This is a genomic window from Streptomyces sp. NPDC005761 (assembly GCF_040630635.1).
In the GTDB taxonomy this organism is placed as follows: Bacteria; Actinomycetota; Actinomycetes; order Streptomycetales; family Streptomycetaceae; genus Streptomyces.
Genome location: NZ_JBEXXX010000082.1, coordinates 1 through 10,656 on the forward strand (window position 1 = coordinate 1; position 10,656 = coordinate 10,656).

Here is a 10,656-nt window from a genome sequence, read left to right on the forward strand (position 1 = left end):
TGTGGGAGAGTAGGACGCCGCCGAACAATCATTGTAGAAAGCCCCGTGCCCTTGTGGCGCGGGGCTTTTCTGCGTTCCGGACCAGTTCGCCGGCGGTCGGCGCAAGCCCTTGTGCCAGGCCGGCCGTCTGAGACCGCATGTGGAATCTGCCGTAGCCGTTGTCCGTTGTGGGGCTGAGGTCGAGGTACCGGCAGGACGATCGTCAGACCGGAGGAGATGTGACGTTGCAGGTTCTGTACAGCGGGGAGACCAAAGAGCTCGAGCTCTCCGGGACGCGTCGAGGGCTCCTGGAGCTCGGGCAGCTGCTGCGGGGGAAGGCTGGAAGTCGTGATCTCTCGGAGAACCGGCATCCTTTTCCCTACGAGAGGCCGCTGTCCGAGATCGCGTTCCGGGAGGATCCGGAGCTCGGCACCGCTTCGATCGTCGCGGAAGACCAGATCCTGAGGATTCAGGGAGGGCGGGAAGCTCTCGACATCCTCGCCGACAACTTGGAGGACTTCTCCTCCGAGGCGGATGCAAGCGATCATTGCCACGTCGACTCCCCGACATACGACTACATTGCGCCGGAGTCGGACCCGCTGGTGATTGCGTTCATGAGGTGAGCGGAGAGCCCTCGACCACACGGCAGTTGAGCCGACAAGCCTCGGTGCGAGAGAGCGATCGTGGGCCTGGTCGTTTCAAAGAGGCGATGGCACCGTTGCCCGTGTTGCGAGTCAACTGCGGTAATAGCGGGGCAAGTTCGACGTCGCACAGCCCGGACTGTCCGCGTGGACGTCCCTGCAGTCTCCCAGGCGGCGTTGCGGTCGCCGCCGCAGCGGCCCCTCGCGTACTCGGTAAACGGTGTGGACAGAGCATCAACGATGGTGTCCGTGGCCGACAGAACGTTCTCCGGAGCGAGCAGGTCCGTGTGTTTTGCTTCTATGGGTGATCCGTGGCCGAGACATGTAGCTCGACGAGACGGAGGCCGATATGAACAGCGAACACGAGGACGTCTAAAGCCTGTCCTGGCGATCATGGCGTCGGGCATGTCGGTGATATCTGAACCCCATGGTGGGAAGGGGCGGCCGATCCATGGACAGTGACCTGCGGCGTGCGGTCGTCATAGCGCTTGGCGAACTCGGGCGAAGCGATGACTGGCGCGACCGGGCGGATGCCGGTGACAGCCTTGCACGGTTCGCCGAGGTGCCCGAGGCTCTGGAGCCACTGCTGGGGCTTGTGCTCGATCCTGGTGACACCTTCGTCACCCGGCAGACCGCGGAGGGCTTGCTGCGGCGAAAGGACAGGGCCGGACTGACGATAGTCGCGTCCGCACTGGCAGTCGCCGACGACAACCATGCCGATTACATCCACACCGCGATCGTCGATGTCTTCAGCATCTTCTCGGACGACTTGGACGAGGCTCTACGGCTCAGCGAGGAGATGGCGGGCGACACCGACGATCGTGTTGTCCAGGGGGCCCGTCGGCTGCACGAAAGCCTGGCAGAGATCGATCCCGTTCTCCGTCCCTCCTAGTAGGGCTTTGGCGGGTGGGGTCGTAGGGCTGCCACGAGGTGGGGCAGGGGGCAGGTGCCGTTCCAGGTGTGTCGGCGTACTCCTGTGAGTTGCTCCACCAAGTACGGAGATATGTGCACCAGCAGGGAGCCTGTGAGCCAGTCACGTCATCGCGTGGGCATGGCGGTAGCAGGAGAGCGAACCTTCAGATGACAGCGGCGCCGGGCGACGGTGCGGTCCTCGTGCATGGTGATCTGCCGGCCGGGCTGGACGTGCGTCCAGCGGGCGGGAGTCAGAGGCGCGAGGCGAACCATGGCTCGGCCGTCTCCTGCACCACTGCGACGTGATCGCCATCAACGGCCCCAGCTACAGGCTCAAGAACCGGCTCGCTGCCATCGAGTAGGACAGGGAAAGCGCAGCCTGATAGCGACGTCGTCGACAATGAGCGTATGGATGTCCCTGAGCTGCTCGAATCGGCTTCCTTGCTGGTCCCGGAAGAGACCGCCACGGCGAACGACATCACGGTGCGAGATATCTGGGACTACCTCGTCCACGACGAGTGGGAGATCGCCCTGGGCCTGCTGGAGGAACTCGGGGACGGGCACCCACTCCCTCTGACATTCTGGGAGAAGCTCGGCAGCGCGGCTGAACAGCTCCGGCTCGAGCGGAGCGCGGCTTGGTGCCATTGGCGGTGCTCGGAGATCCGCAACGGCGTGATCCGGGCGGATCTGACGCTCCGTCCGGCCGCCGAAGCGAGCCGCACGACGCCAATCGCCGGCCCCGGTGTTCTGCGGCCCATGTGGGACATCGGGAACCTCTCACCCACCGGTGGACAGGCGGTCAGCATCGCCGCGCTCTGGGTTGAGGACATGCCCTATCTGGAGCCCGGGGGGAGAGCGACGGTTCGCCTCGTGCCCTTCACCCCATCCCACTGGAAGCACGTCGAGCACGGCCAGCGGATCACCATGCACGAGGACCGCACCGTCGCCGGCACCGCAGTCATCCTGGAGGTTCGCCCTCCTGCCCCTGCCATGCCCACGGGGTGACGTCGACCGGTGCACACATCTCCGTACTCGGTGGAGCGCACAAAGGAGTACGCCGACAAGGTGGCTGACAGATGTTAGAGGAGGGCTAGGGCCTGGTAGCGAGTCACGCCCTTGCAGGGGCTTTTGGGCAGGACGGCTGCTCGGTGAGGAAGAGATGGGCGGCGGTGACGAGGGTGACGTGACGGTGCCAGCCGGTTGGGTTTGTCCATGAGAACGGGTTCTGGTCCAACTTCTGTGGTGTGTCTACTCCCTGTGACCGTTGATCTTGCTAGCTGTTCCGCGAGGTCGTCTGGAATCCGCCGGTACCGACCTCGTCCGGGCTGATGGTTCTGGGCTGTGCGCGAGGTACTGCTCCGGCTGGAAGAGCTGCTCTTCCAGCCGGCTTCGGAGATCAGGGTGGTGTCGGTGCAGGACGACGGAGAGGTGGTCCAAGTCGGTGTCCGATGTCGGACGGCCGGGGCTCGGTGCCCGGGCTGCGGGAACTGGTCGGGACGGGTGCATGGGTCCCACCTGCGGTTCCCCGCTGACCTCCCAGTGGTGGGACGGCGGGTGGTGCTGTGTCTTCGTGTCCGGCGCTTCATGTGCGAAGACCTCTCCTGCGGGCGGCGGACGTTCGTCGAGCAGGTCGCGGGCCTGACCCGGCGGTACAGCCAGCGAACCGAACGACTGCGGTCAGCGCTGGCCGAGATCGGCCTCGCGTTGGCCGGCCGAGCCGGCGCCCGACTGGCCGACATCTTCGGGGCGAAGGTCAGCCGGAATACCGTCCTGCGGCTGGTCAACGCCCTCCCGGAACCCCAGGCACAGGTCCCGCGCGTGGTCGGCGTCGACGAGTACGCGATGCGCAGGGGCCGTGTCTACGGGCCCGTGCTGGTCGACGTCGAGACCCGCAGGCCGGGTGGACCTGCTGCCGGATCGAGAGGCGGGCACTGTCGCGGCCTGGCTGGCCGAGCGACCGGGGATCGAGGTCGTCTGCCGCGACCGCGCTCCATTCTTCGCCCAGGGCGCCAGCATCGGGGCGCCCACCGCGGTCCAGGTCGCCGACCGGTTCCACCTGTGGCGCAACCTTGGCGAAGCGGCCGAGCGGTGTGTCTCCCGCCACCGCTCGTGCCTCCGCGCGTCCTTCGCCGAGGCGGCGCCGGAGAAGGTTCCGGCTCCGGCGCCGGCCGAGAAAGGGTCGCCATGGCCCACCGGGCACCGGTTCGCCGACCGTACCCGCGCCAAACACGCCGCCGTCCACGCGCTGCTGGCCGCCGGCCACAGCCGACGCTCGGTCCAGCGCCAGCTCGGCATGACCTACACCACCGTCCAACGGCTGGCCGACGCCGCGAGGCCGGAAGTCCTTTTCCAGGGGCAGTGGCAGAACCGCCAGACCAAGCTCGACGACTTCAAGGCGTACCTGCACGAGCGATGGGCAGAGGGCTGCACGAACGCCTGGAACCTCTGGGAAGAGATCAAGACGCACGGCTACACCGGCGGCTACGGAGCCGTCCGTGCCTACCTCCAGCCGTATCGCACATCCCCGACCGCACCTGCAGCCCGCCCTCCGTCCCCACGCACGGTCACCGGATGGATCCTGACTCACCCCGACACCCTGCCGGAGAGCGAGTACCTGAAGCTCAAATCCGTCCTCGCCTACTGCCCCGAACTGGATGCTCTTACCGGGCATGTCCGCGCTTTCGGGAAGATGCTGACCCAGCTCCAGGGCGACCAACTTCCGCAATGGATCGCGGCGGTTCGGGCCGACGACCTGCCCAGTCTCCACACCTTCGTCAACGGCCTCGAACGGGACCTTGCCGCCGTCACCGCCGGCCTCACGCTGCCCTGGAACTCCGGCATCGTCGAAGGCCACGTCAACCGGATCAAAATGATCAAGCGCCAGATGTACGGCCGGGCTGGCTTCGGCCTGCTGCGGAAGCGAGTCCTCCTTGCCTGACCGCTCTGTCGCTCGCTGAGCGGATCCGTCAGCTGATCGCAAACGGCATGGGATCAAGGCCCAGCTTGCTCCGGCAGGAGTCGACGGCCTGTGTGACCCAGGCGGTCACGGCGTCGCGATCTGCCGCGATCGCGTGAAGATCACGCGCTTTCTTCTGGGCTTCGACCATCCACGGGGCCAGCGCGTCCTCTCGGAGGACTCGTTCGAAGTGATCGCGGGCCGTGTCCGGGTCCCCAACCAGAGCGGCTGCGATCCCAGAGTCGAAGCTGTCCCAGAGGAATCCCCGCCGCACCGGCCTGGACGTCAGATATCGGGCGACGCCCGGCAGAGCTGAGAACTTCTCCCTCAGCGCTGTCACGTTCGCGGCCGCCTGCCGACTGAGTTCGAGTGCCAGCGGCGTGAACTGGTCCTCGGTGCGAAACAGCTCGGAGCCCACTCGGATTGCGTCCACGTGGAAGGCCAGGTGGTCTACGTCGTGCCACAGCCACATTGCACCGACGTACAGACCGCTGCCGGCAATTCGCGGTGGGGTGAACTCCACAACCCCGAGCCACCATCCGTGATCATCAATCCACAGTCGCGACCGTCCGCGCTGGGCCAGGCCGAGCGGTTTCAGGGAGTCTCGCGCGGCTGAGGTGATGATGCGGAGCACCGGACTGCGATTTGCCATGTCCGGCATTATCGACTGTCCCACCGACACTCCGTCGGTCGTGGTGGCACATCACCATCACAGACCTGTTCACCAACACTGAGCGTCACGGTTCCACAGAAGTTGGACCAGAACCTGAGAAGGTTCTGACTCAACTTCCGGGCAAGGGCGACTCTGAGTGACGGTTGGTGGCCGCCGGTTGGCGCGAGAAGCAGACTGAAAATAGATCATGGTCGTGGCGGTGGGGCTGACAGTCTCGCCCGTGAGAGAAGTTGTGCTCCGGTTGCAGGAGCTGTTGTTCCCGTCGATCGCGGATGGCGCGGTGCTGTCGGTAGACGTCGATGTCGCGATAGTCCGTGTTGACGCGCACAGTACTTCGCGGGGCGCCGTCTGCCCGCAGTGCGGCTTCTGATCGGCTCGGGTTCACAGCTCCTAGCTGCGGTTCCCCGCCGATGTTCCGAGTGGTGGGCGAAGAGTCGTACTCCGCCTGCGCGTCCGACGCTTCCGGTGTCTGGACAGGGTGTGTCCGCGCCGGACCTTCGTCGAGCAGATACCCGGCTTTACCCGCAAGCACGGCCAACGCACCGAGCGGCTGTGCGCCACGCTCGCCTCGGTAGGTCTCGCCCTGGCCGGCCGGGCCGGTGTCCGACTTTCCGCGATTCTGGGCATGTCCGTCAGCCGGAGCACGGTCCTGCGCCTGGTCAATGCTCTGCCCGAGCCGGATATCCCGTCTCCTCGGGTGGTCGGCGTCGATGAGTACGCCACCCGCAGGGGCCATGTGTACGGCACGGTGCTGGTCGACGTCGAGACCCGACGACCGGTGGACCTGCTGCCCGACCGGGAGGCGTCCAGCGTGGCCGGGTGGCTCGCCGCCCATCCCGGGATCGAGGTCGTCTGCCGAGATCGTGCGCCGTTCTTCGCGGAAGGCGTCAGGGCCGGGGCGCCACAAGCCATCCAGGTCGCTGACCGCTGGCATTTATGGAACAACCTCGGTGATGCTGCCGAGCGTGCTGTCGCCCGCCACCGCCAGTGTCTGCGCGTCCTACTGCCCGGATCGGTCGGGAAGGCGCAGGCGATGGCGGACGCGCACGAGCCTGCGCTGTCCGGGGAGACTGCGGCCTCGCCGTGGAAGAGTGACCGGTTCGCCAACCGCATCTGGGCCAGCCACGCCACCGTCCACGCAATGCTGGAAGCAGGCCACAGCCGCCGTTCCATCGGTCGTCAGCTCCATATGACACACCGAACCGTCAAGAGCCTGGCTGACGCCGCCAGACCGGAAGATCTTTTCACCGTCCAGTACCGGTTCAACCGAGCCACGGCCGTGGACGAGTACAAGCCCTACCTCGACAAACGCTGGGATGAGGGATGCACGAACGCCTGGAAGGTGTGGGAGGAGATCATCCCGCTCGGCTGCACCGGCAGCTACGGCATCGTCAGCGCCTACATCAGGAAGAAGCGCACTTCACCCCGCCCGGTCACCGCCCAGCCGCCCATACCTCGCGCTGTCACCCGGTGGATTCTCAGCCGACCAGAGACCCTCACCGACACCGAACACATCCGACTGAAGGAAGTCCTGGCCAACTGCCCTGAACTTGAAGCCCTAACCGGCCACGTCCGGCCCTTCGCCGAGATGCTCACTGAGCGCCAAGGCCACCGTCTCCGGCGCCATGACCTGTTGCTTTGCAGAGTCCGGGTGATTTTTCGTGCGGAGCCGTCCGCGAATGCGTATCGAATCTTCCATGTGCTTCATTGTGGGAGAACTCAGCAGCAGGGCGACAAGTGATTGTGTTGAATTCTGGCATGAGTCACGTCGCCAATGTCATGATCTCCGTCGAGCCGGATGATCGACCGGCTACCGAAGAGCTGAGCCAGTGGTTGCAGACGTCTGCCCTGCGGCGAGGCTTCGGTCCCGGCGCTGTCGGCTGGGTCGGCTCGCTCAACGAGACCACCGGCAGCGACACGCGTTGGGGTGGCGGCAAGTACCCGGAATGCGACGTCTATGCCGGAGCATTCAACCATGCCGACCTGACCGGCCTGGTGGCGCATGTCGAGCGCATCGTCTGGAAGCACCCCGAGTTCGTCCAACTGTTCGTGATGGACCAGGAGCAGGTCTACTTCCGTGTGTGGATGTTCCACGGCGCGAAGCTGCGGCAGATCGCGCCCGAAGGTCGAGAAGAAGAGGTTTGGCCGAACGGGTGACGTCCCCTGACCTGCCACTTTGCCGGTCCCGTCAGATCCGGCATCCAGTCGATACCGCAACGCGGATTTCGACAGCGAGATGCGGAACCAGCAACAGATAGTGGCCACGTCACGAAAGTTGTGCCAGACCCGGTCTCATGGACAAAGCCAGCCGGTGAACGAGCGACCCTCGAAGTGGTCCATTCCTGCACCGCTGACACGGAGCCGTCGACGCCATACTTGGCTTATGGACAGCATCGAGGGCACCGCGACGCTTGAGTGGTGGGCCAATCGGTCGACGTGTCTGGGCAGGCTTCGTGTGGGGGTCGGGGTCTGTGCCGGAGATGACGGGGCGTGTGAGGCGTCGTTCGAACCTGCTCCGGCCGGGGATGACAGGGAGAGCTTCGACTTCCTGTTGCAGCTCGATCCGCTCTTCACCCTGCGCTTTGACGACGGGAGCGTGCAGCTGGTCAATGTCGAGGTTGGAGTTGAAGGACGGCTCATCCTCACCGCAGCAGCCGTGGCAGACACCGCGGAGCCGACTGGGAGCAGGCGCATGCCGCCCCTGTAAGACCAGGGTCTCTTGAGGTGCCGCGTTGTGCATGACCGCTTGGGGCGCGATGGGTAGGCGGAGGGGCCCCCGCTCAGCGGAGGACGGCCTCTACCGGGGCGAGCGCTCGACGATCTTGGTGACCGCGTCGCGGGAGGTGGGGTCGCCGCTGAGTGAGGGGACAGCAGGGTCCCGGCCGGTCAGGGCGAAGCCGGCGAGCAGGCCGACGAACGGGACTCGGTCTCTTCGCGAGGGCTGGGGGTGCCTGGCGTGGAGGCCGGTCACGTCTGCGTTCACTCCGAGGAGGGCTGGGGGGCATATCCGGCCTCCTGGGCGGCCATGACCTCATCGCCGTGCTCGAAGGCCCATGCTCCGACAGCATCGATGGGTCCCAGCAAAGTCCGGCCCAGGGAGGTGAGCCGGTACTCGACGTGTGGTGGCGCTCCGGGGTGCGACTGCCGGTCCACGAGCCCGTTGAACTGCAAGCGTCGCAGCGTCTCGGTGAGGACTTTGGAGCTGATCCCCCCGATCTGCTCGCGCAACTCGAACGGGCGTCGGGGGCCGTCGCGCAGTGCCCAGAGAACGACCGCGTTCCAGGTGTTGGACAGGAGGTCGAAGGCCAGGCGGGCCCGGCAGTCAGCGAGGAAGGCGTCGGTCGTCACGTACCAAATGGTGCCCGACAGGCCCTCTAGCGTCGTGTGAACAGTCCAAACAGGCCCTGGGAGGTAACAGTGCTGAGGATCGGCGTACTGGGCACGGGCAACATGGCGGACGCGCTCGCCGCTCACTGGGTGCGGGCCGGGCACGAGGTGGCCATCGGCGGACGGGACGCGCACAAGGCGGTGCGGCTCTCGACGCGTCTCGGGGGCAGTGCGAGGCCGGCCAGTCTGCGTGCGGCGGCCGAGTTCGGTCAGGTGGTGCTGGCCGCCCTGCCCTTCGAGGCAGGGGCGGGCGTGGCGCGGGAACTCCGGTCTGCCCTGGAAGGCAAAGCGCTGATCGACTGTTCCAATCCGGTCGGGCCCGGCTTCCTGCCTCTGACACAGGGCGGTCTCTCGGCTGCACAGGGCCTGGCCGCGGCTGCACCGGGAGCCCACGTGGTCAAGGCGTTCAATCTCTGCCATGAGGACGTGTGGCGCATGTCGCCGCCTGTCTTCGACGGGCGGCCGTTGGCCGTTCCGGTCTGCGGAGACGATGAACCGGCTCTCGCTCTCGTACACCAGTTGGTGCGGGATGCCGGCTGCGAACCCGTGTCCGGTGGCGGCCTCGAACGAGCCGGACTCCTCGAGGCGACCGCCGCGCTCTTCATCGGTCTATGGGTCGGCGAGGGAGCCGATGCCCAAGCCATCGCACCCCCGCTCGCCTACGCCGCCGGACCGAGAGCCGACGGACCGGAAGTCGCGGCAAAGCATTCTCGTTAGACGTTCCCGGTGCTCCGGCCCGTGCACCGCTCTCAGGTCCTACGGCCCCGGGGCTGCCGGCCTCATTCGAACCGGAGGAGGAGGGGCGCCCGACAGCAGCCGAGGCCCTCGTACCGCCACGCGCGCTTGGCGGCCATCTGCAGGACTACGCGATCCCGCCCTTCGGCTGGCACGGGAACGCTCGCCCGCGTCAGTACGGAATCGTGGATGAGGACCTTCCTGGGCAGCTCGTTCCCGCCGGGTGGGTTGGTCAGCTCGACTCTGGAGTTCTCGGCCTTGTCGAGATGGACCACCAGAAGTTCGGGGTTACCGCGGTCGGTGCGGACGAGCTGGACGCCGGTAGAGCCATGGCTCTCGCGACGTTGCTCTGCACTCGTGGCCTGGGGCGAGCTCTCGTAGGGCGTGGAAGAAACGGCCGGGAGCGCGGAGTGCCCCTCTGTGGGGAGGGGCGGTGGTCCAGTTGCCGCTTCTCGGTCTTCCCTGAACGCGGCGCCGAGCGGGGAGCCTGTCGGGGCAGTAGGTGAGGGTGGGGCCGGTGCGCCGATCGGCCGCTCTCGATCGGTGGCAGGGCGTCCACCAGGCGTACGGCATCTGCGGCGCACACGCGATCGTCCGTGCGGCTTCCTCGGGCGGCGCCCACTGGGCCTCCTCGGATGAGGCACAGCACAGCGGTCGCCCTTGCGGGCGCGGATGTCCTTCCAACGCGGCGTCGACCCGGGCCTACGCGTGGTGCCCCTCATCGAGGGCACGCAGCCCAGCGGCGGCGTCCCGCAGACCGAACGCTGGAGACGTGCGCGAGCTCGTCCTCAGTCTGCGTCCCCTGAAGCGACCGCTGAACAACCCCGGTATCCCAAATGGCCACGAACATGTGTAGTCATGCCGGGAGCTCGGGGGCAGCTGCCGGCATGACGGTCCCGCCACCGGGCGGCCCACGTCCCACGGCACAGGGCCGCAGTTGCCGGCCCTGCTCCGTGCCCGGTACCGAGGTGGTGCGTCACGGAGTGCGGTCATCGCTCTCTCCGCCGACCGGGACCGCATGGACGACCGCCGTCAGACTGATCGCCCCCGGCTTCACCAGGCCGCGAAAACGTCACTGCTCCAACCACCGCTGCGAGTGCCCGAGCATGGGCCCCTCCCGGCCTGATGCACCGTCGGCGGGGGCCGAGCGCGAGACGCGGGGCACCCGACTGATGGGGCGTCAGGTTTGCCGTGGGGGTGGGAATCAGGCCCGAAAGACTCTGGTAGAGTTGAGCTCGCCGGAAAGGGAAAGCGCGAAAGCGAAGAACTGGAAAGCGAAAATGCGAGACCCGCTTCGACCGGGAATCGGACACGAAAGAGTCTGATAGAGTCGGAAACGCAAGACCGAAGGGAAGCGCCCGGAGGAAAGCCCG

General features: G+C 66.6%; 11 protein-coding genes and 1 pseudogene. 9 read left to right on the forward strand and 3 right to left on the reverse strand.

Features of this window, described 5'->3' with window-relative positions:
- The first annotated feature begins 218 nt into the window (after positions 1-218).
- From ABZ434_RS35465 to ABZ434_RS35485, 5 genes and pseudogenes are all read left to right on the forward strand, one after another.
- On the forward strand, positions 219-602 hold the full coding sequence (locus ABZ434_RS35465) for a hypothetical protein (RefSeq protein ID WP_359146031.1): 384 nt from the start codon (positions 219-221) through the stop codon (positions 600-602).
- A 469-nt stretch (positions 603-1,071) separates the two neighbouring features.
- The gene (locus ABZ434_RS35470; protein ID WP_359146034.1) at positions 1,072-1,512 is read left to right on the forward strand and encodes a hypothetical protein; all 441 of its coding nucleotides are present in this window, start codon (positions 1,072-1,074) and stop codon (positions 1,510-1,512) included.
- A gap of 295 nt (positions 1,513-1,807) precedes the next feature.
- Positions 1,808-1,894 (forward strand): annotated as a pseudogene (locus ABZ434_RS35475) (ATP-binding protein); the annotation flags it as partial.
- 46 nt (positions 1,895-1,940) lie between these two features.
- Positions 1,941-2,537 carry a hypothetical protein gene (locus ABZ434_RS35480; protein ID WP_359146037.1) on the forward strand — a complete coding sequence of 199 codons (597 nt, stop codon included), beginning with the start codon at positions 1,941-1,943 and terminating at the stop codon, positions 2,535-2,537.
- Between the two features lie 850 nt (positions 2,538-3,387).
- Positions 3,388-4,470: a transposase gene (locus tag ABZ434_RS35485; RefSeq protein ID WP_359146040.1), complete on the forward strand. Its 1,083-nt coding sequence runs from the start codon at positions 3,388-3,390 to the stop codon at positions 4,468-4,470.
- A 28-nt stretch (positions 4,471-4,498) separates the two neighbouring features.
- On the opposite strand, the gene ABZ434_RS35490 is transcribed toward ABZ434_RS35485, so the two are convergent.
- Positions 4,499-5,140, reverse strand: a complete 642-nt coding sequence (locus ABZ434_RS35490; protein ID WP_359146043.1) for a hypothetical protein — start codon at positions 5,138-5,140, stop codon at positions 4,499-4,501.
- 415 nt (positions 5,141-5,555) lie between these two features.
- Here ABZ434_RS35490 and ABZ434_RS35495 point away from each other — a divergent pair, with 415 nt between their 5' ends.
- From ABZ434_RS35495 to ABZ434_RS35505, 3 genes are all read left to right on the forward strand, one after another.
- Positions 5,556-6,902, forward strand: a complete 1,347-nt coding sequence (locus ABZ434_RS35495) for an ISL3 family transposase (RefSeq protein ID WP_359146058.1) — start codon at positions 5,556-5,558, stop codon at positions 6,900-6,902.
- A gap of 17 nt (positions 6,903-6,919) precedes the next feature.
- Positions 6,920-7,318, forward strand: a complete 399-nt coding sequence (locus ABZ434_RS35500; RefSeq protein WP_359146046.1) for a squamosa promoter-binding protein 15 — start codon at positions 6,920-6,922, stop codon at positions 7,316-7,318.
- 226 nt (positions 7,319-7,544) lie between these two features.
- Positions 7,545-7,868 carry a hypothetical protein gene (locus ABZ434_RS35505; protein ID WP_359146049.1) on the forward strand — a complete coding sequence of 108 codons (324 nt, stop codon included), beginning with the start codon at positions 7,545-7,547 and terminating at the stop codon, positions 7,866-7,868.
- 90 nt (positions 7,869-7,958) lie between these two features.
- On the opposite strand, the gene ABZ434_RS35510 is transcribed toward ABZ434_RS35505, so the two are convergent.
- Entirely contained in the window at positions 7,959-8,144 is a 186-nt protein-coding gene (locus ABZ434_RS35510; protein WP_359146052.1) for a hypothetical protein, read from the reverse strand.
- Positions 8,141-8,509: a helix-turn-helix domain-containing protein gene (locus ABZ434_RS35515; RefSeq protein WP_359146055.1), complete on the reverse strand. Its 369-nt coding sequence runs from the start codon at positions 8,507-8,509 to the stop codon at positions 8,141-8,143. The genes ABZ434_RS35510 and ABZ434_RS35515 overlap by 4 nt, the downstream gene beginning before the upstream one ends.
- 72 nt (positions 8,510-8,581) lie before the next feature.
- Between ABZ434_RS35515 and ABZ434_RS35520 the strand changes: the two genes are divergently transcribed.
- Positions 8,582-9,265, forward strand: coding sequence for an NAD(P)-binding domain-containing protein (locus ABZ434_RS35520; RefSeq protein ID WP_359146061.1), 684 nt, complete (start codon positions 8,582-8,584; stop codon positions 9,263-9,265).
- The last annotated feature ends 1,391 nt before the right edge of the window (positions 9,266-10,656 follow it).